Genomic DNA, 19501 nt, shown 5'->3' with positions numbered 1-19501 from the left:
CAGGGTTCAAAACAATGCCACCTCCGCGGCATCGGGCTCGACTTTGAGATCCGTAGGCTCATCGGGTCCGGAAGCAATATCTCCGCTGGAATCGGCGATCTCCACCGAACCGACCTGCGAATCGCGGAAGTCCTTGCAGGTCACAACGGCCATACCACCGATGTAGTCCTCGAGCGTCTGCAGCAGCTTTAGCGGCGTGGCCAGCACCATGTGGAAACCGAATTCCTGGAAGATGTCCATGGCCATGCGGGTGAACCGGCTGTCCGCCTTGTCGAATGCTTCATCCATGATGACGGTCCCGTATCGGGGGATGTCCTCGTCCTCTCCCGCCAATTGGTAGCGGAGGGCGGCGGCCAGGCAGAACGTGACCAGCTTCTGCCGCTGGCCGCCGGAGAGTCCGGCGCTGGAATCGTGCACGTTCACGGTCCGGCCCTCGCCGTCGACCTCGGTAGCGGTAAAACGGACATGCAGGCGCGTGTCCAGGCAGTGCCGCCGCCAGGACGCATCGGCCGCCTCGCTGGACGCCAGCCGCTCCATGAGCCGCCGCATGACTTCGAATTTGGCCTCGGCCGCGTCGCGCTCCTGCACCATCCAGGAACCGGCACTGATAGTTTGCAGATCCGCCAGGAACTGGCGTCCCAGCTCGCCGCGGTTCTCCTTCACCACGATCTTCAGGAACCGGCCGGCATCGAAGGCGGAGCGGCCCAATGACGTATTGACCGGGGCGATGCGTTCCCGCACTTCTCCTGGCGCGCGCCGGATTTCGTTGGCCAGCTGTGCCACGTTCTGCTGCGACTGCCGTTCCAGCAGCTCGAAAAACCGCGATTCAAAGTCGGGTAGCCGGTCCGCGACGAGCTGGCCGAGCATAGCTAGGTACCCGGCCCGGTCCTCGATTGAGGGGCTCAGGTCCCCGGCCTTGGCCGGCCACCTCCGGGAAAAGTCAGTCGCTACAGCCATGAACGTGGTGCGGGCCTTATCAGCCAGCGCTGTGGCCTGCTTCTCCTCGGCGGTGAGCCGGTTGGCTACGCTGAGAGCGACGTCGTCGATCACCTGATGCGAAATACTGCGCCGCACGGCGAGGAACCGCTGTTCGAGGGCCTCGGCGAGCGGACCGGGCACCGGAATCCTGGCATCCACGGTCGCCGAGAGCTGCTCAATGACGCGGGCGATACCGTCCAGCACGGCGGCCGCTGCGGCGTGCTTCCTTAAGCGCGCCTGCTGCGACTTCCGGGCAGCCTCCAGCCGGTTGGCCGCCGCTTCGGCCGCGGCCTCGGCGGCCTGCAGGTCCTTCCTCGTTACGCGCAGTTCGGCCAGCTGGTCCCGTTGGGCTGCGGTGCGCTCGACTGCCGATTCGACGTCGAGCTGGTCCCAGTCCCGTTGGTCCAGGAACTCAAGTGCCCGGACACGCTGTTGTTCAGCGTCCTGTGCCGCCTGGGCGCGGTCCAGCCGGCTCTCTGCCTCGGCCTGGTCAGCGCGGGCCCGCCTTACCAGCGACACCAGATGTTCCACCTTATCCGCGTTGTCGAAGCCAAGGAGCCACTGGCTGCGGTCATCGACCCGGCTCCGGTCGTCCTTTTCATGGCGGGTGCGGGAGCGCTTGACCTGTCCTGCCCTTGTCACGGCCTGATCTGGTCCAGCAAGCTCCGCCGCGGACTCGACACATTCGAAATCGTACTGGCGGGAGAGCACCGAGGACAGCCAAGTGAACATCGGGCCTTGCTGGACCTCGACGCGGTGCACCAGCGAATTGGCGGAATGCACCGTCCGCACCGGTCCCGGGTGTGTAGGCACGCTCTCGAACACCAACCGCGCGCCGAGGAAGAGTCCGTCAACGGCCTCACGCACGGCGGCAATGTGGGCTTCGGGAACCAGCATCACGGTGGCCAGCGGCCGCAACACGCGTTCAACTGCGCCCGTCCAGTCAGCGAATTCGCTGCGCACCTGCAGCAGTTCACCGGCGAACGGAAAGGCGGTGGCTGGCAGGCCAGCTGTAGCGGCCACGTGTTGACGGGCCGCGACCAGGCGGTCCGGCAGATTGGAGCGCCTCCTGCGCAGCGAGGCCAGTTCCTTCTCGAGTTCCCGCACCGAGCCCTTGGCTGCAGCGAATTCCTCGTGCAGCTCCAGCAGCGTAGCCTTGCCCTGCTGCTGAGCGGCGTCCAGCGCGGCCCGTTCCGTGCGGGCGGTGGCGCGTAGTTCCTCGAACTCGGCGAAGGTTTCGGGGAAGGTAACCCCTACAGCCTCCAGTCGGCCGGCTGCCTCCGCCCGGCGGGCGCGGACATCGCGTTCCTGCTCGACGGCCAGGTCGAGCCGATCCTGCTGCAGCTTCAGCTCTTGGCCGCCGCGCTGGTCCGCCTGTTGGCGCGCCAGACTATGCGCAGTTTCGAGTTCGTCGACCAGTTTCGTTGCCTGCAACACCTCATGGTCGGCGGCCCGCACGGCCGTTTCCGCTTCGCCCCGTTCATGCTCAGCTAGTTTCAGCTTCCAGGCGTTCTTGAAAACCGGAAGCGCCTGTGCCAGCCGTTCTGCAGCGGCGGCCGCCGCGCTGCTGTCCTCGAAGATCCGGGACGGCTCCTCCAGCCGGCGCAGCAACTCCACCTGTGCGCGGGCCTCCACCACGAGCCGGTGGGCCTCGGACAGTTCCCCGAACTGCGCCACCGCGTTCTCCGCCAGCGCGAAGGTCTTTGGTTTATCCAGCATGAAGGACCGGAACAGCTCATCCAGATTCCCCAGCGACTTCGCTGACTGCGTCTTGTGTAGCAGCAGCACGGCGTTCTCACCTTGGATGCCCAGCAGTCGGCAGAAGCGGGCGGAGAAACGCGAATGCTGGTCTGTCACGGAGGCATCCGGCCAGTCCGCCTTGATCCGCCGCGTCTCCAACCCGTTGCGCAGGTAGTCGACGAAGTTCGTCAACGCCACCTCTTCCTGCAGGAGCAGGCTGAGCTCGGAAACCTCGGCCGGGGTGTTGCTGCCGCGGCGCAGGTGGTAGAGCTTGACCAGAACTACGGGCTTGCCGCCGGTGCCGTTTGTGTACCGCAGTAGGATGCCGCTGAAGGTAGCCCCGGTGCGCAGGTAGTCGCTGGAGACTTCCCCCGTTTCCTCGTTCGCACTGCGTCGCCAGGCACCGCGCAAATAGCTGACCAGGCTGCGGTCTTCCCCACGGGCGGCGGTGTCCTGCGCGGCGGCATTGAAACGCAGCTGCATCCGGGGCGTCAGCACTGCCGAGATGGCGTCCACCAGCGATGACTTGCCCGAGCCGGAATGACCGGTGAGCAGGAAGCCCCTGCGGGCAACGTCCACCCGATGGTGGCCCTGGAAGGTACCCCAGTTCAGTACCTCTAACCGGTCCAGTCGCCATTGTCCGGGGTGGATCTGGCTGCCGGCGGCGCGATTGCTGGAATTCATTCGCCCTCCTCATCCCCGGCATCCACACGCTCGGATGCTTCGCCGTCGTCGGAATCCTTGCGCGCCTCGGCGGCGAGCCGGCGGTACTCCTGCTGCACTGCGGCGATTTCCTCAGGCCCGAAGACTAGCCGCAGTACCGGGGAGACCTCATACCGGCCCTCGGTGGAAGTGGTGGCAAGGAGCCCATACTTCACCATCTTCTGCCATGAAGAATTGACCCGCTTCGAAAACCCGGCCGGGTCGGCATTGTCCTTACCTCGATACACCTGTAGCTGGTCCGCTATTTCGTCGGCACCGACAATGGTTTTTCCTCCGCTGGCGTCATGGAGCAGCTGCTGGCGCAGATGCAGCAGCAGCGCGGTGTCAAGGAACGTCAGTGTGGCGGTGCGCAGGACCTTGGGTGTCTCGGCTTCTGCGCTGATATTGCGCACAAACGCAACCTGCGCGGCCTCGTCCGTGACGAGCTCCAGAAACATGTCCGCCAGCCGGGATCGGATCGAGTCCTCGTCCGCAAGGAGCGCGGTCCACAGGTGGGAATGGTTAGCCGCCGATAAGTACGGACCACGCAACAACTGGACCAAGGCCCGGCGGGACGGCTCGCGCAAGGCGCCGGGGTCGCCGTCCCACACTGCGACGTCGGAGTTCGGCTTTGTAAGCACGCCGTCGGAGGCGGTGACTGGCTCGGTCACGGATTGATCCTTTCGCAGAACAGGTAGCGGCTCACGCTGCCGCGGCGGATAGCGCCCAGGGTCGACTGCCAAGCGATGTCCTCGCGTCCGTCCAACTGGCGCGCGTGCTCCTCTGCCAGGACGAGCAAGCCCACGACGCTGGCCACACCCTGGGTCGCAGGACGCGCGGCGAGGACGTCCGAGATGGTGGCCGGGCCCTGTTCGTCGAGGACGAGGTTCACGTTGACGGTCAGTTCCTCCATGTCGATTTCCGAGGCGCGGGCGAGCTCACGCAGATCCTCGATGTTGACAGGTGCCGCTTCATGGGCGACGACTTCCTGTGCCGATTCGAAATCCGCAGGGTTATGCAATTTCAGGGCCGACACGGAGCCCAGCGGGACGCTTGTCAGGTCCAGGACCAGCTGAGTTCGGGCATATGCGCGGACGGTCTGCGCCGTGTTCATCGCCTCCCTCAGGGCATTGCGCAGATTCTGGTTAATCAGTCGGTCTTCCTGCAGTTCCTGCGACTGGACGAAACGGCGCAGGCTGCGGCTGAAAGCCGTCATGACCGCATGGATTTCCGAGCTGCGATCCTGCAAGGTGGGCAGGATTCGCCGCAAAGTTCGGGTCTGGGCCGGGGTGAGGCGGTCGATGAACTCCCTCTCCAGGATGCCGGCGATGCTGTCCTCGAACTCGAGTCCGCGTTCGGGATCCAGCAGCAGGGTATAAAATCCGCTGAAGCTGCGGCCGGCTTCGGACTGCTCCAAGAGATCGACACCGCGAAAAATGTCCTCGAGTACGGTGCCACGGGATTCTTCCTGCCCGATAAGGCGCTCCCGAAGCGATCGGTTGAGCTGCTCCAAGTCGCCCCGGACGCGGGCGAAATCCGTGGGAACCTCTTCGACCATGGAGAGGATGTCCCGGACACGCTCCACGGCCTGTTCCATGGGCAAAATACCGACGTCCCCCGCGGCGACCCGGTCGATCAGCTGATCCAGTCGGTCCCGTTCCTCCTGCAGCGACGCCAAGCGGGCAGTGGAGTCCGGATCGGTGTCACGGGCCAACACACGGAGCCGGTCGAGGATGGTGGCAAGGCGGGACTCTGTGACCGCTTGACGGGGTTCGGTGAGCTGGCTAACAAAGCGAATGGCTGCGAGCGCACCCTGCGATAGCTCCAAGGTCTCCTCACGGGCGGCCTCCGAGGTGCGCCGGATCAGGATATTGTCATTCCGCCATTCTGTGCAGTATGCCTGGGCCGTCTGTGGCAGGTCGAAACCGTTGCCGCGCAATTCCTCGAGGTCTTCCTCCAGCCGTTCGAAGAGGACCGGTGCCGGGAGACGGCGCTGTTCGCCCCCGAGGTGCTCACCCAGCAGTGCTACGGCCATGGCCGCGTTACGGGCACGCAGCATTTTCCAGGCCGGTTCCTCGGCCAGCAGTCTTTGCGCGGTTAGCGCCGCACGGATAACGCTCACCGGACCAGCCTAACCAGTAACACCGACGTAATAGCTTTCCGTGCGGCGCCGCAAACCCTGCCCAAAGCTATGGCTAGAGCGGCGGCACGCAGCGCCCACGGAACCCGTTCAGCTGGCTGCTATCTGCCAGTACCCACGCCCCTGTCCCGGCAACAAATGGCCGCCACATCCCCAGCATTGCTCTGACATAGGGGACTACGTCGTCAAAGCAGGTCCGGACTCCGACCGCAGTTCATAAGTATGAACTGCGGTCTGATCGCACTGAGATGGACGATCGTAATTGCAGCAGATGATGGCGTAAAGGCAACCCGGTAGGAGGACGAAGGCCCAGACCCGCTCCCGGTCTGAGGCGGCGACCGGCGGCGTATTCCGGCGACGATCGCCTCAAGTCGGCAACGCACCTCACGCCGGGTGGGCCCGGTTGAACTGGCGCCTAGACGTCGCTGAGTCCAAGGATGACATCTGTGTGGACATGAATGAGCACATAGCCTGGATACAGGTGCGCCGGACCGAGGCCCGCGTTCGGAGATCGTCCGGCATCGGCCCAAATCGCAGGTGGTGCGGGAGATGAGTGACGAGACAGCCGTCTGGGAGCGGGCGGCGCCGACGGCGATCTCCAAAGCCGGCTACGGCGGCACCACGTCCTTCCATCTCCGACAGGACGGCCGGTTCGTCCGGTCCGTGCCTCCGGTTAGGGCCTAAACGAGGCCGACCCGGTGGAAGCCCTCGCCGAAACCGCAGAAACCGCCTCTTGCAGGGGACGCCTTCGGCTCTGCGGTACCGGACAAGCTTTCGTGCGGGACGTTGCGGTGGCAGTCAGTCCCTCCCAACTGCGCAAGCTCAACTGACCTCAGGGCGGCAGACAACTGGCTTCGGCGCGTCTCGCTACGCGTCGTTCCACAGCCCGGCGTCCCGGTAGGAGACGCCGCCTTCGGCGACGATGAATGCATCCTTCGGCGACGACGAGCCCGAGGCCGCCGGCGGCAAAAACTCCGAGGCACACGAAGTGCCGGTCAGCGGGCACGTGTCCGACAATGCTCATCCCGGGCGTCCGGCGCACAGTTTCGTCACAGGTTCGGGACAGGAACGGACAATGTGGGCGGGGCAGAATTAGGGTTAACCCAGCGCCCGGCACTTGCCGTACCGGCTGCCGTTGTGCAGCGGAGTGTGCAGTCCGCCAGGACGTCCGACGAGGACCCGATCCAGAGGATTTCTACATGCCCGATTCCCCGCGCCAGTCCACGACCCGCGAGCTGCCGCGTCTGGCGCACCCAGACGGCAGCCCGATCCGTGCGCTGGTCGTCGACGACGAGGCGAGCCTGGCGGAACTGGTGAGCATGGGGCTGGGCATGATCGGCTGGGATGTGGTCACCGTGGGGGACGGGCAGGCGGCGGTCAGCGCGGCGCGGGACTTCCGCCCGGATGTCCTGGTCCTCGACGTGATGATGCCAGGCCTCGACGGACTGGCGGCGCTCGAAAAGATCCGGGCGTTCCCCCCGAGGTGCGGCGCTGTTCCTCACTGCGAAGGACGCGGTGCGGGACCGGATTGAGGGACTCGCGGCGGGCGGGGACGACTACGTGACCAAGCCGTTCAGCATGGAGGAGCTCGTCCTGCGGCTGCACCGGCTGGTCCAGCGGTCGGGCGTGGCCGCCACCGACTCGGCGGATCTCGTGGTAGGCGATCTGGTGCTGAACCTTGACACCCGCGAGGTCGCCCGCGGCGGCGAAGACATCTCGCTCACCTCCACCCAGTGGGAGCTGCTCCGGTACCTGATGGAGAATCCCAAGCACGTGCTGAGCAAGGCGCAGATCCTCGACAACGTTTGGAAGTACGACTTCGGCGGCCAGGCGAACGTCGTCGAACTCTACATCTCCTACCTGCGCAAGAAGATCGATGCCGGCCGCGCGCCCATGATCCACTCGGTCCGGGGCGTCGGCTATGTCCTGAAACCCGCCGCGTCGTGAGCACCCGTCATGCCTCGGATTCCCCGGGCCAGCCGCGGGTGCGCAACGGGCACCTCCGGACCAGGCTCATCGTCGCCACGCTGGCCCTGCTGACGGCCATCTGTGTGGCGATCGGCGTCTTCAGCCATCTGTCGATGAGCAGCTATTTGACAGGGGAGATCGACGGTGGCCTGACGCACGCGGCGGGGCGGGCCGGCTTCCCGGACGGCGGTCGGGAGAGATAGAGCCGCCCGCCGGGGGAGTGAACCCGGAAAACGCCGCCGGCCAGCGTCCGGGCACCCTCAACGCGGTGTTCAGGGACGGCGCGGTGCAGAACTCGGCCCTGGTGCAGGACGACGGCAGCACCCAGCCGTTGTCCGCGGAGGGCCTGGAGCTGTTGAGCGCCGTCGATCCGGCCAGCGGGCCGACCGACCTGGTCCTGTCCACCGGACGCTACCGCGTGGTGGCGGCGGACCTGCCCGCGCAGGCCGCCCCCGAAGGCACCGTCCTAGTCACCGGCCTCTCGACGGCGGAACGCGACAGCGCCCTGGCCTCGCTCGACATCACGATGGCGGGCCTGTCGCTGGCCGGCCTGCTGGCCACCGGGCTCGTCGGCACCATCATCATCCGCCGGTCCCTGCGTCCGCTCGAGGAGCTCGCCGCCGTCGCCAATTCCGTCTCCCAGCTGCCGCTGGAGTCGGGCGAGGTGGAGATCCCCGTGCGGGTTCCGCCGGCCGTGTCGCACCCGGGATCCGAGGTGGGGACGGTCGGACTGGCGCTCAACAAGATGATCGACCACGTCACGAACGCACTGCGGGCACGGCACGCGAGCGAGACGAAGGTCCGCCAGTTCGTCGCCGACGCCAGCCACGAACTGCGCACCCCGCTGACCGCCATCCGCGGCTACACCGAGCTGGTCCTGGACCGGGCACAGGTCGATCCAACCGAGCGGGCCGCGCTGGAGCGCGTCGACAGCGAGTCCAAGCGCATGTCCGCGCTGGTGGAAGACCTCCTGCTGCTCGCCCGGCTGGACGAGGGACAGCGCGGGGAGCCGTCCGACGTGGACCTCACCGAGCTGATCATCGAGGCTACCAGCGACGCGCAGGTGTCGGCCCCGGACTACGAGTGGAAGCTGGAGCTGCCGGAGGACCCCGTCGTCGTTCCCGGCGTGGAAGACGAGCTGCGGCAGGTACTGATCAACCTGCTCTCCAACGCTCACAAGCACACGCCGCCGGGGACGTGGTGACCGCGCTGCGGGTCGCCGACGGCAGGGCGTGTATGACGGTGACCGACAACGGACCGGGCATTGACCCGGCCTTCCTGGACAGCATCTTCTCCCGGTTCAGCCGGGCGGATTCGGCCCGTACCGGGCCGGCCGACGGCACGGCAGGAACAGGGAAAACCGGCAGCTCGGGGCTGGGGCTGGCGATTGTCCAGGCCCTGCTCGAGGCGAACGGCGGGACGGTCGGCGTGGACAGCCGGCCCGGCTGCACCCGCTTCACCGTGGTCCTCCCGGCGGCCGTCCCGGACGAACCGAACGTTTCACAGGAGCGGCACAAGAACGGTCAATTGCGGCATAGGATGCCTCCGTAAAACGGAGGCATGACAACAAAAAGCACCCGCCCGCTGGGGCGCATCCGCAAGACCGTCCTCGCCACCACCCTGGCCCTGACCCTCGCCGCGGGCGGCACCGCCGTCTGGGCCGTCGACCGGTTCGTGGTCGAAAAGGTCGAGATCTCGAACGTCTCCGACTACGAGGCCAGCCAGACCGCGGCGACCTCCGCCGGCTCTGCCTCCGGCGATGCTGGAACCGACGATTCCGGCTCGGCCGGCTCTTCCGACACCGGCACCACAGCCGACTCTGCCGATATAAAAGAAACCCTCACCGACACCTCCTACCGGTCCCGCGGCGACAGCATCGACATCTCCACCGTGGTGACCGGCACGGGAGCTGAGACGGTCACCTACTACGTTGCCGACGTCGTTCTCTCCGACGCCACCACCCTCCGCTCCGCCTTCGCCCAGGACAGCTTCGGCGAAAACATCACCGAAACCACGTCGGCCATCGCCGAGAACAACAACGCCCTGTTCGCCATCAACGGCGACTACTACGGCTTCCGCAGCACCGGGATCGTGATCCGCAATGGCGTGGCCTACCGGGACGAGGGCGCCCGCGAGGGCCTCGCCTTCTACCAGGACGGCACCGCCAAAGTGTACGACGAGACCGCCACGACCGCCCAGCAGCTGGTGGACGACGGCGTGTGGAACACCCTCTCCTTCGGGCCCGCGCTGCTGGAAGACGGCCAGATCATCGACGGCATCGAGGACGTCGAGGTGGACACCAACTTCGGCAACCACTCCATCCAGGGCGAACAGCCGCGCACCGCCGTCGGCGTGATCGACGAGAACCACCTGGTGTTCGTCGTCGTCGACGGGCGCCGAGGGCTACAGCGACGGCGCCACCATGACCGAGCTGGCCGGCATCCTGCAGGACCTGGGCGCCGAAACCGCGTACAACATCGACGGCGGCGGCTCCTCCACGATGTACTTCAACGGCGCGCTGGTGAACAACCCGCTGGGCCGGGGCGAGGAACGCGGCACCTCCGACATCCTCTACATTGGGCAGCAGCCATGATCATCCTGATTCCCGCCTTCGAGCCGGACCGGAAGCTCATCACCCTCGTCGCGGGCCTGCGCGCCGCGGACCGGCGGCTCACCGTCCTGGTGGTCGACGACGGCAGCGGGCCGGACTTCGCGCCGGTGTTCGCCGCCGCGCGGTCTGCCGGAGCCACCGTGATCGGCTACCCGCGCAACCGCGGCAAGGGCCAGGCCCTGAAGACCGGCTTCGACTACGTGGCGCGGCACCATCCGGACCGGGGCGTGGTCTGCGCGGACAGCGACGGCCAGCACGCCATCTCGGACATCCTCCGCAGCCGCTCCGAACGCTCCAAGTCGCTTTGCCCCGACGAGTCCTGCTGCCGGCGCCCGCCCGCGGACCTCGCCGCCCAGTGGGGCGGCCAGGCCTGGCCGGCCGCCCGCGCCAACACCCACCTCCTCGCCGCCCTGCCGCCCGGCGCCTTCCCCGGCGTCGACGAAACCGAGGTCTACCAGTTCCTCCAGGCCCACGCCGCCCGCTAAACCGGTCCTGATCTTGGTCTAGTTGTCATACGCACCGTTATCGGTGGTCTCGTTCGCAGTCCGCGAGCGTGAGCTGTGAGTGAACAGCGGAAGCGCCAGGCATCATATGCCTCTCAGCAGGTGGCTGGCAGGCCTGCTGCCGGTTGCAGCCGCTCGGCAGTGGGGGAGGGTGCTTCGCGGCGGTAAGCTTGAAGGACCGACTGAAGGAGACCCGGGAACCTCGCTTCGAGTTCGTCTGCCCGCAGCGTGTTGAGGATCGAGGTGCCCCTGTAGTGCTGTTCGATCAGGCTGGCCTCGTGCAGGACCCTGAAGTGGTGCGTGGAGGTGGACTTGATGACCGGCAGCTGGACGGCACGGCATGCCTGGTCGTCAGGGCCATCCGCGGGCAAACCGACGATCCGTCGCCGCACTGGACCCGACAAGCGGACAGTACGGTATCCGGCTGCAACTCGCCCCGGTCGGGGTGAGCGAGGGCGCGCACCTGCAACCAGCCTCCTAACCACTTGACTGACTCCGCACCGATTGTGCGATAACTCTAGTCGTACGAAGCCCGTCGTACATCAGCACAGGGTGAACCCTAGGCCTGAAAGACTTTAAGGAGATCATCATGACGAACCTCGCCCCGCTCTGGTCGCCCCTGCAGATCGGTTCCACGCAGTTGCCCAACCGTGTGGCGCTGGCGCCCATGACCCGTATCAGCGCCACCGAGGACGGGCTGGTGACGGAGAAGATGATCTCGTACTACGAGGCCTTCGCCCGGGGCGGCTTCGCCCTACTGATTACCGAGGGGATCTACCCTGACACCGCTTACAGCCAGGGCTACCTGTACCAGCCCGGTCTGGCCACGGACGAGCAGGCCCAGTCCTGGGCCACGGTCGTCGACGTCGTCCATGCAGCCAGGTCTACGATCTTCGCCCAGCTCATGCACGCCGGGTCCCAGGCGCAGGGCAGCCGCTTCGTGGACTCCACGATCGCTCCCTCGGCGGTCGCCCCCAAGGGGGAGCAGCTGGGCTTCTACCGCGGCGAGGGCCCCTACCGGGTGCCCGCGGAAATTACCCGGGAGCAGATGGAGGAGGTCCGCCAGGGCTTCGTGGCCGCCGCGCTGCGCGCGAAGGAGGCCGGGTTCGACGGTGTGGAAATCCACGGCGCCAACGGCTACCTGCTGGACCAGTTCCTCACCGACTATCTGAATCTGCGCACCGACGAGTACGGCGGCTCCCCGCAGAACCGTGTGCGTTTCCCCGCGGAGATCGCCCGCACCGTGCGCGAGGCCGTGGGCCCGGAGATGACTGTGGGCATTCGGATCTCCCAGTCCAAGGTCAGCGACCACGACCACCGGTGGGCCGGCGGGGCCGAGGAGGCGGAAGTTATCTTCTCCACCCTGGCCGGCACGGGCGTCGACTTCATCCACACCACCGAGTACAAGGCCTACGCCCCGGCCTTCGGCGACAAGGGCCCCTCGCTGGCCGCCCTAGCCAAGCAGCACTCCGGGCTGCCGGTGATCGCCAACGGCCACCTGGATGACCCGGAGACGGCCGTGTCCATGCTGGCTGACGGCGCGGCCGACGTCGTGGCGCTGGGCAAGGCGGCCCTAGGCAACAGGGACTGGCCGGACCGGGTCCGCAAAGGCCTGCCTCTCGACGAGATCGATGCGCGCCTGTTCGCGCCGGTGGCCGACGTTAAGGACTGGGAGCTCGAGTTGCTCTCCTGAGAGGCGGTGGTTCTTCGAGTTCGGAACAGGCGGATCGAGTCCGGGCATGTCAAAAGCCAAGAAGGCAATGCCATTAGTGTCGGCTCCCGTCATATGCGCCGATATCGGCGCTTCAAGCCGCTCTGCCGCAGATTGGGCAGAGGCCTTTTACGGCAGTCAATGGAAAGCGGAGATGCCGGTGATGTCGCGGCCCACCAGCAGCGCCTGGATCGAGTCCGTGAACGGCCTGCTGCTCGAGAACCGCGTCGCCCGCCACCTGACCGACATGGAGGTCGTGTCCATCTATGAGGGGAGCTGTGTCCCGCTCCAACCCTTGTTGGTCTCACGCGCCAAACGAGTTCCACTCGGTGCGTAAAATCGGGTGTGTTCCTTCACCTGAGTCTGCTGCCCAAGGGTCGATTTGGTCGACAAGGGATCTGGGAAAGGGCGTTTAGCAGTTGCCGCACGCATGCGGCCATGCTCGACAACCGGAGGCAATGCCTCCTGATGGGCGGTGTGAGGCTGTAGCGGGCGGATAGCTGGGACTGCGTCTAGTTCGATGGGGAAGGGAGGAACGGCATGGCGAATTCTCCCAGCGGGGATTCAATGATCAGCCGGGTGGTCCGCCTTCTGGACTCCTTCGACCGCGACCGGCCGAGCATGACGTTGTCGAGCCTGGCTGCTCAGGCCGGCCTGCCCTTGTCCACGGCGCACCGTCTGGTCGAGGAGCTCATGCATTACGGGCTGATTCGCCGCACCGACTCCGGCGAGCTGCGGATTGGATTGCGCATGTGGGAGATCTCCGCCCGGTCCTTGGCGGCAATGGATGTGCGGGAGGCCGCGCTGCCGTTCATGGACGATGTCCTTTCGGCCGTCCATCAGCACACCACCCTCGCCGTGTTGGATGGGAAGTCCGCCCTGTACGTGGAGCGGATGTCGTCCCCTGATTCCGTACTGGACGCCGCACGGATCACAGATCGCCTGCCGCTCAATGCTTGTTCTTCCGGCCTGGTGCTGTTGGCCCATTCCTCTCCGGAGTTCCAGGAGAGTTTCTTGTCAGGGCCGTTGACTAAGGTCACGGACGAAACCCCGACCCATCCGGGGTTCATCCGCCGGCAGCTGGCCGAGATCAGGCAGAGGGGGTTCGTTGCCTTGCCGGGGATCGGCCGTTCTGAATGGCTGGGTGTTGCGGTCCCCGTCTTCGAAGCGCGGCGCACAGTGGCCGCGGCGCTGAGTGCCATCGTGCCCCGGGATCAGGCCGAGGTGCGGCTGATCGTCCCCGCCTTGCTCACGGCCTCCCATGGAATTTCCCGGACGCTTGCTCCTGCACGCCGGCCCACCGACTCACAAGAAGGCTGACCGCCTCTGATCTTCCGTTGAATGAAAGCAAGCTCCCATGCTGACGTGATGGCCCTCACTGTAGGAAATGAGGCACGGTTCGGCGGGAACGGGCGGAAGACGTGTTCTGCCGCGTCACTAGGGTTTGTTCCGGTCCGTCCTGCCTCATCTGTTTCCCGGTTACCTGAATTACCGCGGCATGCCGCGGGAATTCAGGGAGCCCTCAGCCGACGAGAGGACCATGATGTCCCAAGCAACGACGCTCGAGACGCCGCTTCCGCGCAGTGAGGAAGGCTCCCTTCCCTACTCCCACGAACTGGACTGGCCTGAGGGGATGGAGCCCTTCAAGGTCGTCGACGACGGCTCCCAAGAGAACCCGTATGCGCACTACACCTGGATGCGCGCGAACGCGCCGGTCCTGCGGTGCTGGTCGCCGGTCTCCGATGTCTACTTCATTTCCCGCTACGAAGACGTCCGCAGGGCCTTCCGCGCACCGAAGATCTTCTCTTCGGAGGTGGTCTCCCCGCCACCGATGACGTTCCTGACCTTGTTCGACGCCCCGAACCATACCCGTCTTCGCAAGATTGTGGCCACCGCGTTCACCCCGAAGGCGATCAAACTGTTCGAGGACCGGGTGCGGGAGACCGCCAACGGGCTCCTCGACGACCTCATCGCCCAGGGCGGGGGAGAAGTCGTGGAGGACTATGCCATCAAATTGAGCATGGCGACGATTTCCGCGCTCCTGGACGTCCCGGCCGAGGATTACGAGAAGATGAAGTTCTGGTCCGACGAGACGTTCTCGTACTTCGGCCGCCTCGCGCGCAACGCCCCGGGCACGGGCACCGATGAGGACAGCGCGCACGAGTTCTGGGCCTACCTCAAGGACACGCTGGAACGCCTCTACGCCGAGCAGAGCCCGTCCATGGGCGGGCACATCGCCCGGATGTGGAAGGACGAGGGTCTCCTCACCGAGCAGGAGGCCAAGGAGCTTTGCTCGTTTGTTTTCATTGCCGGGCACGACACCACGACGATCCTGCTGGCGAACGCCTTCCGCATCTTTGCCGAGCGGCCCGACCTGCTCCGGCGCGTTCGCGAGAACCCGGAGAATCCGGGCAGGTTCGCGGACGAGCTGGCCCGCCATAGCGGCGCCGTCCACCGCGCCAGCCGCATCACCACCGAGGAGGTCGAGGTGGCCCGAACGATCATCCCCGCAGGCAGCATCGTGCGCCTGCTCAACGCCTCCGCCAGCCGGGACCTCTTCGAGGACGGCGACGTCTTTGACATCGACCACGACAACAGCAAGTCGCTCGGGTTCGGTCACGGGGTGCACAGCTGCCTGGGCCAGCCGCTGGCCCGGCTGGAGACCACGGTCACCGCCGAAGTGCTCGCCCATCGGTTGGCTTCGGTCACCCTGGACCCGGCACACGAGATCGAGTACGTCCGCGGCAACAACCTCACCAACGCAGGCCCGCACCGCATGCATGTCTTCCTGGAGGAGCGCCATGACTGAGCACATCACGGATCCCATCGTCATTATCGGAGCAGGGCACGCCGGGGTCGCCGTCGCCGCTGGGTTGCGTACCCGCGGCTGGGCCGGAGGAATCGTTCTCGTCGACGCGCAGCACGACGCACCTTACGAGAGGCCGCCCCTGTCGAAGGACCTCCTGGCGCCCGGCGCCGGGGATCGAACTGCGCCGCTGCGCAAAGAGGGCTACTACGAGGCCAAGGGCATTGAGCGCGTGACCGGGCAGGCCGCTGCGTCGATCGAACGCGCTGGCCGCGCCGTCGTCCTCACGGACGGCAGCCGGCGCCCCTACTACCGGCTGGTGCTGGCCACCGGCTCACGGGCCCGCGAGCTGCCCGTCCCGGGGGCGGACCTCGACGGCGTGCACGCCCTGCGGACCTACCGCGACGGGCTGGCCATCAAGCAGTCCCTGGTCCCGGGGGTGAGAGTGGTGGTCATCGGCGCCGGCTTCATCGGGATGGAGGTGGCCGCCGCAGCGGTCAAGAACGGCTGCACCGTGACGGTGCTGGAGTTCCAGGACCGGGTCATGAAACGGGTGACCTCAGAGCCGGTGTCTGCTTATTTCGAACACCTTCACCGCTCCCAGGGCGTGCGTCTGGAGTTCGGGGCGGCAGTGAACGAAATCCAGGGCGACGGCCGCGTCGAACGCGTCCTCACTTCGGACGGACGCACCTTCGAGGCCGACGTCGTCGTGGCCGGCATCGGGGTGCTGCCTAACCAGGAGCTGGCCGAGGCCGCCGGCCTCGACTGCCGGGACGGGGTCCTGGTCAACGAGCAGTGCCGAACGACCGACCCCCACATCTACGCCGCCGGGGACGTAACCCGGTACACCAGCCCGTTCAGCGGCACCAGCCAGCGGCTGGAATCCATCCAGAACGCCAACGCGCAGACCGAGGCCGTGGTCAATGACATCCTCGACCACCAGGGCAAGCCGGCGGAGGTTCCCTGGTTCTGGACCGTCCAGCACGATGTCCGGCTCCAGACCGCCGGCGTTATGCACCCGGAGGACGAGGCCATCGTGCGCGGTGACCCCAAGACGGGGAAGTTCGCCGTCGTCTACCTGCGTGATGGCCGCCTGGCCGCTGTTGACACCATCGGTGGACTGACCGACTTCCGCCCCGCTAAGAAACTGATCCCCAGCGGCTTGCTGCTGGACCCGGCCCTGGTCGCGGACCCGGACGTGAAGCTCGAGGACGCCGTGCTCGGTGCGGATTCCCGTCACTCCATCCACGAGGCCGGCGCGGCGCTGGTCTAGTTCACCCAAGTCCTGAAGAAGAGAGTTCCTGATGAGCAACAACACCCTGAATGTGATCGACCGTGACGGCCGGCAGCAGACCGTCGAGTGGGAGCCGGAGCAGAGCCTGATGGAGGCTCTGCGGGATAACGACCTGCCCGTGCTGGCGTCCTGCGGAGGCACGGCCTCCTGCGCCACCTGCCATGTCTTCCTTGACGGGGACATCGTGGCGAGCCTGGGTGAACGCAGCGAGGACGAGGCCGAACTGCTCGTCGACGCGGAAGGGTTCCGGGAGGACTGCTCGCGCCTTTCCTGCCAGGTCGGGTTCGAAGAACGCCTCGATGGCATTACGGTCACCCTCGCCCCCGAAGAGGACTGAACCCCGCACCGCACAGGACAGCGCCCCGTCGCCTTTGCGGCGACGGGGCGCTGTCCTGTGGTCTCGTTTGGAATGCCTTGGGCCCGGATCCCGGGGGAAGGTTTTCAGAGGGCGGTGTAGCCGCCGTCGGCGTGCAGGCACGTGCCGGTCACGAAAGAGGAGCGCTCGGAGGCCAGGAAGAGTGCCACCTGCGCGATCTCCCCGGGTTCGGCCAGGCGGCCGATCGGCTGCTTGTCGACCATGCCCGCCTGCACGTTTCCGGGCAGCCCCTCGACCAGTGGTGTGCGGACATAACCGGGCGAGATCGCGTTGACCCGGATGCCCTGCCGCGCGTACGTCACGGCCGCGGACCGGGTGAAGTTCACGACGCCGGCCTTCGATGCCGAGTAGGCCGTGGAGTTGGCCTGACCCACGTGGGCCAGGATCGAGCCCATGTTCACGATCGCGCCGCCCCCCTGGCCGACCATGTGCGCGATCGCATGCTTGTTGGACAGGGCCACACCGGTGAGGTTGATGTCAATAACCCTCTGCCAGTCGACCATGGCCATCTCGTGCACCGGGGTCTTCTTTTCGGCGATCCCGGCGTTGGCGACGAGCACATCCAGGCCACCGAACCCGGCGACCGCGGTGGCCATCAGGGCTGCGACCGACTCTTCGTCCGTCACATCGGTGCGCACGAACAATGCGCGGCCACCCGCCCGCTCGATGCCGGCAACGACGTCCTCGGCTCCCGGGGCAAGATCACCGATGACCACGGCGGCGCCCTCCGCGGCGAACACCTCGGCAATGGCCCGTCCTATCCCCGAGGCTGCCCCCGTGACGACAGCGACTTTTCCTTCTAGTTCCATCGGGTGTCTCCGCTCTGCGTACTCTTGTCGTCTTCATGGCTATGCAGCGGTCCGGGGTGGCCCTCGGCCAGCCCGGACCGCTGCTGTACAGCAGGGTGGATCCCTGTCAGGCGGGAATGCGGTTCTGAGATGCCGCCTCGGCCGCTTCCGGCACGTTACGTTGCCCGCCGAGGGCGGCGATGTCGCGGCCGGCGCGGTAGCCGAAGACGATGGCGGGGCCGATGTGGGAGCCGTAGCCGGGGTAGCCGCCGCCGAAGACGGAGGCAGCCGCGGCCCCGACCGCCAGCACGCCCGGAATGGGGTTCCCGTCTGTGTCGAGGACCCGGGAGTCGTCGTCCACGTCGAGCCCGGCGAAGGAGCCCAGGTCGCCCATGCGCATCTTGGCGGCGTAATACGGCGCCTTGTCCAGCGGTGCGAGGTTCGGATTGGGTTTGTGGTCCTTGTCGCCGCGGAAGTGGTTGTACTCGGTCGAGCCCCGCCCGAACCGCGTGTCCTCGCCCCGGGCGGCGTCGGCGTTGAACTCCTCGAGGGTGGCGCGGAGGTTGTCGGCGGGGACGCCGAGCTTCCCGGCGAGGTCCTCGAGCGTCTGACCCTTGATCAGGTAGTCGATCCAGTAGTTGTAGGCCCGCGGGACGGGCCAGGGCTTGGCGTAGCCGATGCCGTACTTGTGCATCGTCTTCGCGTCGCCGATCAGCCACGCGTAGGTGTCCTTCTCCCCGCGGTTGTGCTCGAGCATCTGGCGGCCGAAGTCGTGGTAGGACAGGGCCTCGTTGCCGAAGCGCTTCCCGTGCCGGTCCACCGCGATCAGCCCCGGCAGGCCGATGGCCCGCAGGTGCGGGAAAAGCCGCTGCCTGCCGCTGCGCAGGAACTTGAAGACCGTGATCGGGGCCCAGGAGCCGGGGCTGTGCGGGGAATCGTCGATGTGCCCGCCGAGGTCCTTGGTCAGCTCCCATGCGGAGCCGTCGTGACCGATGGTCGGCGTGACGTGGTTAGTGCCGTCGGGGTCGTGCGGGAAGTACTTCTTCCGCAGTTCGGTGTGCCCGGTGAACCCGCCGGAGGCGAGGATGACCCCGACCTTTGCATGCACGGTCACCGGGTGCTTGCCCCCGAGCACGGCCCCGTCGACGGCGCCTTCGGCGTTTCGGGTCAAAGCCTGGACGGGTGCCTGCGTCCACAGCCGGACCCCGAAGTTCTTGGCGGAGGCCACCATCAGGGTCATCAGGGCGTTGCCGTTGGTGCGCAGCACTCCGCGGCGGTAGATCAGCGTGTCGATCCAGGTGCGCGCGACCTTGCCCGCGAGGTAGGCAAAGGACTTCAGTGACTGGTTGGCGTGCGTGACATGGTACATGTCCTCCCCGACCTGCGGCATGTATCCGTAGACGGTGTAGGAGGACATGTAGGGCTGCATGCGCAGCCGGTCCTCGCCGAGGATCCGCGCGTCGGTGTCCTTGGGGATGATCGCCCTGCCCGAGAGCTTCGCCCCGGGCAGGTCCATCTGGTAGTCCGGTGCCGCCGGCGGGTAGGTGAACTCCACCGCGGTGTCCTCCTCGAGGAAGGAGATGGCCTCGGGCACGTTGTCCAGGAAGGTCTTCACCCGTGTTGCCTTGTAGGTCTCCGGTGCGATCGCCTGCAGGTAGGTCTCCACCTCTGCACGGGTGTCGCCTTCGGCCACACCCTGCTTGTTGCCCGGCACCCAGGCCCAGCCGGCGGAGATCGCCGTTGTCCCGCCAAGGTGCTTGTCCTTCTCAGCGACGATGACGTTCAGACCCTGGCTGGCTGCCTTCAGTGCCGCGGTCATGCCCGCCGCACCCGATCCCACGACGAGGACGTCGCATTCCGTCGGCTTGGTGCTCATGTGTACTC

General features: G+C 66.6%; 19 protein-coding genes and 2 pseudogenes. 14 read left to right on the top strand and 7 right to left on the bottom strand.

The annotated features are described in order from the left end of the window. Positions 1-6 precede the first annotated feature (6 nt). From OC550_RS19235 to OC550_RS19225, 3 genes are read right to left on the bottom strand one after another with little or no spacing between them, the layout of a single operon-like run. Positions 7-3402 carry an ATP-binding protein gene (locus tag OC550_RS19235; RefSeq protein WP_262107548.1) on the bottom strand — a complete coding sequence of 1132 codons (3396 nt, stop codon included), beginning with the start codon at positions 3400-3402 and terminating at the stop codon, positions 7-9. Next, on the bottom strand, positions 3399-4091 hold the full coding sequence (locus OC550_RS19230) for a DUF4194 domain-containing protein (protein WP_262107546.1): 693 nt from the start codon (positions 4089-4091) through the stop codon (positions 3399-3401). Before OC550_RS19230 ends, OC550_RS19235 begins: the two co-directional genes overlap by 4 nt. After that, entirely contained in the window at positions 4088-5542 is a 1455-nt protein-coding gene (locus OC550_RS19225; RefSeq protein ID WP_262107545.1) for a DUF3375 domain-containing protein, read from the bottom strand. The genes OC550_RS19230 and OC550_RS19225 overlap by 4 nt, the downstream gene beginning before the upstream one ends. Positions 5543-6109: 567 nt before the next feature. Between OC550_RS19225 and OC550_RS19220 the strand changes: the two genes are divergently transcribed. After that, the gene (locus OC550_RS19220) at positions 6110-6244 is read left to right on the top strand and encodes a hypothetical protein (RefSeq protein WP_262107544.1); all 135 of its coding nucleotides are present in this window, start codon (positions 6110-6112) and stop codon (positions 6242-6244) included. A 183-nt stretch (positions 6245-6427) separates the two neighbouring features. Here the strand turns inward: OC550_RS19220 and OC550_RS19215 are convergent, their stop codons facing one another. After that, entirely contained in the window at positions 6428-6577 is a 150-nt protein-coding gene (locus OC550_RS19215) for a hypothetical protein (protein ID WP_262107543.1), read from the bottom strand. A gap of 182 nt (positions 6578-6759) precedes the next feature. On the opposite strand from OC550_RS19215, the pseudogene OC550_RS19210 reads away from it, so the two are divergent. The 7 genes and pseudogenes from OC550_RS19210 to OC550_RS19180 all read left to right on the top strand — a co-directional run bounded on the left by OC550_RS19210 (position 6760) and on the right by OC550_RS19180 (position 10624). Next, positions 6760-7507: pseudogene (locus tag OC550_RS19210) on the top strand (response regulator transcription factor). Further along, on the top strand, positions 7504-7731 hold the full coding sequence (locus OC550_RS19205; protein ID WP_262107542.1) for a hypothetical protein: 228 nt from the start codon (positions 7504-7506) through the stop codon (positions 7729-7731). Before OC550_RS19210 ends, OC550_RS19205 begins: the two are co-directional and overlap by 4 nt. Before the next feature lie 17 nt (positions 7732-7748). Next, complete coding sequence (locus OC550_RS19200; protein WP_262107541.1) at positions 7749-8732, top strand: cell wall metabolism sensor histidine kinase WalK; 984 nt, start codon at positions 7749-7751, stop codon at positions 8730-8732. A gap of 32 nt (positions 8733-8764) precedes the next feature. Continuing rightward, positions 8765-9079: an ATP-binding protein gene (locus OC550_RS19195; protein WP_262107540.1), complete on the top strand. Its 315-nt coding sequence runs from the start codon at positions 8765-8767 to the stop codon at positions 9077-9079. 9 nt (positions 9080-9088) lie between these two features. Next, a pseudogene (locus OC550_RS19190) lies at positions 9089-9868 on the top strand (phosphodiester glycosidase family protein); the annotation flags it as partial. A gap of 82 nt (positions 9869-9950) precedes the next feature. Then, on the top strand, positions 9951-10121 hold the full coding sequence (locus OC550_RS19185; protein WP_262107776.1) for a phosphodiester glycosidase family protein: 171 nt from the start codon (positions 9951-9953) through the stop codon (positions 10119-10121). Further along, positions 10118-10624, top strand: a complete 507-nt coding sequence (locus tag OC550_RS19180; protein WP_262107775.1) for a glycosyltransferase — start codon at positions 10118-10120, stop codon at positions 10622-10624. Before OC550_RS19185 ends, OC550_RS19180 begins: the two co-directional genes overlap by 4 nt. Before the next feature lie 113 nt (positions 10625-10737). Here the strand turns inward: OC550_RS19180 and OC550_RS19175 are convergent, their stop codons facing one another. After that, positions 10738-11013: a helix-turn-helix domain-containing protein gene (locus OC550_RS19175; RefSeq protein WP_262107539.1), complete on the bottom strand. Its 276-nt coding sequence runs from the start codon at positions 11011-11013 to the stop codon at positions 10738-10740. Between the two features lie 218 nt (positions 11014-11231). On the opposite strand from OC550_RS19175, the gene OC550_RS19170 reads away from it, so the two are divergent. The 6 genes from OC550_RS19170 to OC550_RS19145 all read left to right on the top strand — a co-directional run bounded on the left by OC550_RS19170 (position 11232) and on the right by OC550_RS19145 (position 16790). Next, positions 11232-12335 carry an NADH:flavin oxidoreductase gene (locus OC550_RS19170; RefSeq protein ID WP_262107538.1) on the top strand — a complete coding sequence of 368 codons (1104 nt, stop codon included), beginning with the start codon at positions 11232-11234 and terminating at the stop codon, positions 12333-12335. A gap of 46 nt (positions 12336-12381) precedes the next feature. Continuing rightward, the gene (locus OC550_RS19165) at positions 12382-12690 is read left to right on the top strand and encodes a hypothetical protein (protein WP_262107537.1); all 309 of its coding nucleotides are present in this window, start codon (positions 12382-12384) and stop codon (positions 12688-12690) included. A gap of 230 nt (positions 12691-12920) precedes the next feature. Further along, the gene (locus OC550_RS19160) at positions 12921-13673 is read left to right on the top strand and encodes an IclR family transcriptional regulator (RefSeq protein ID WP_262107536.1); all 753 of its coding nucleotides are present in this window, start codon (positions 12921-12923) and stop codon (positions 13671-13673) included. Positions 13674-13893: 220 nt separating this feature from the next. After that, positions 13894-15162 carry a cytochrome P450 gene (locus tag OC550_RS19155; protein WP_262107535.1) on the top strand — a complete coding sequence of 423 codons (1269 nt, stop codon included), beginning with the start codon at positions 13894-13896 and terminating at the stop codon, positions 15160-15162. Next, positions 15155-16432, top strand: coding sequence for an NAD(P)/FAD-dependent oxidoreductase (locus OC550_RS19150; protein WP_262107534.1), 1278 nt, complete (start codon positions 15155-15157; stop codon positions 16430-16432). The genes OC550_RS19155 and OC550_RS19150 overlap by 8 nt, the downstream gene beginning before the upstream one ends. Before the next feature lie 31 nt (positions 16433-16463). After that, a complete protein-coding gene (locus OC550_RS19145; RefSeq protein WP_262107532.1) occupies positions 16464-16790 on the top strand; it encodes a 2Fe-2S iron-sulfur cluster-binding protein in 327 nt (108 codons plus the stop codon). A 104-nt stretch (positions 16791-16894) separates the two neighbouring features. Here OC550_RS19145 and OC550_RS19140 read toward each other — a convergent pair whose 3' ends face one another. Both OC550_RS19140 and OC550_RS19135 read right to left on the bottom strand, forming a co-directional pair. Beyond that, complete coding sequence (locus tag OC550_RS19140) at positions 16895-17638, bottom strand: SDR family NAD(P)-dependent oxidoreductase (RefSeq protein WP_262107531.1); 744 nt, start codon at positions 17636-17638, stop codon at positions 16895-16897. 106 nt (positions 17639-17744) lie between these two features. After that, a complete protein-coding gene (locus tag OC550_RS19135) occupies positions 17745-19493 on the bottom strand; it encodes an FAD-dependent oxidoreductase (RefSeq protein ID WP_262107530.1) in 1749 nt (582 codons plus the stop codon). Between the last annotated feature and the right edge of the window lie 8 nt (positions 19494-19501).

Source organism: Arthrobacter sp. Marseille-P9274, assembly GCF_946892675.1.
Lineage (GTDB): Bacteria > Actinomycetota > Actinomycetes > Actinomycetales > Micrococcaceae > Crystallibacter.
This window is presented reverse-complemented; position numbering and strand designations above follow the sequence as displayed.

Bases quoted from the DNA above. Each gene is read 5' to 3' on its own strand.
- OC550_RS19235 (WP_262107548.1), bottom strand. From the start codon at position 3,402: ATGAATTCCAGCAATCGCGCCGCCGGCAGCCAGATCCACCCCGGACAA.
- OC550_RS19220 (WP_262107544.1), top strand. From the start codon at position 6,110: ATGAGTGACGAGACAGCCGTCTGGGAGCGGGCGGCGCCGACGGCGATC.
- OC550_RS19195 (WP_262107540.1), top strand. From the start codon at position 8,765: ATGACGGTGACCGACAACGGACCGGGCATTGACCCGGCCTTCCTGGAC.
- OC550_RS19185 (WP_262107776.1), top strand. From the start codon at position 9,951: ATGACCGAGCTGGCCGGCATCCTGCAGGACCTGGGCGCCGAAACCGCG.
- OC550_RS19180 (WP_262107775.1), top strand. From the start codon at position 10,118: ATGATCATCCTGATTCCCGCCTTCGAGCCGGACCGGAAGCTCATCACC.
- OC550_RS19170 (WP_262107538.1), top strand. From the start codon at position 11,232: ATGACGAACCTCGCCCCGCTCTGGTCGCCCCTGCAGATCGGTTCCACG.
- OC550_RS19165 (WP_262107537.1), top strand. From the start codon at position 12,382: ATGTCAAAAGCCAAGAAGGCAATGCCATTAGTGTCGGCTCCCGTCATA.
- OC550_RS19160 (WP_262107536.1), top strand. From the start codon at position 12,921: ATGATCAGCCGGGTGGTCCGCCTTCTGGACTCCTTCGACCGCGACCGG.
- OC550_RS19155 (WP_262107535.1), top strand. From the start codon at position 13,894: ATGATGTCCCAAGCAACGACGCTCGAGACGCCGCTTCCGCGCAGTGAG.
- OC550_RS19150 (WP_262107534.1), top strand. From the start codon at position 15,155: ATGACTGAGCACATCACGGATCCCATCGTCATTATCGGAGCAGGGCAC.
- OC550_RS19145 (WP_262107532.1), top strand. From the start codon at position 16,464: ATGAGCAACAACACCCTGAATGTGATCGACCGTGACGGCCGGCAGCAG.
- OC550_RS19140 (WP_262107531.1), bottom strand. From the start codon at position 17,638: ATGGAACTAGAAGGAAAAGTCGCTGTCGTCACGGGGGCAGCCTCGGGG.
- OC550_RS19135 (WP_262107530.1), bottom strand. From the start codon at position 19,493: ATGAGCACCAAGCCGACGGAATGCGACGTCCTCGTCGTGGGATCGGGT.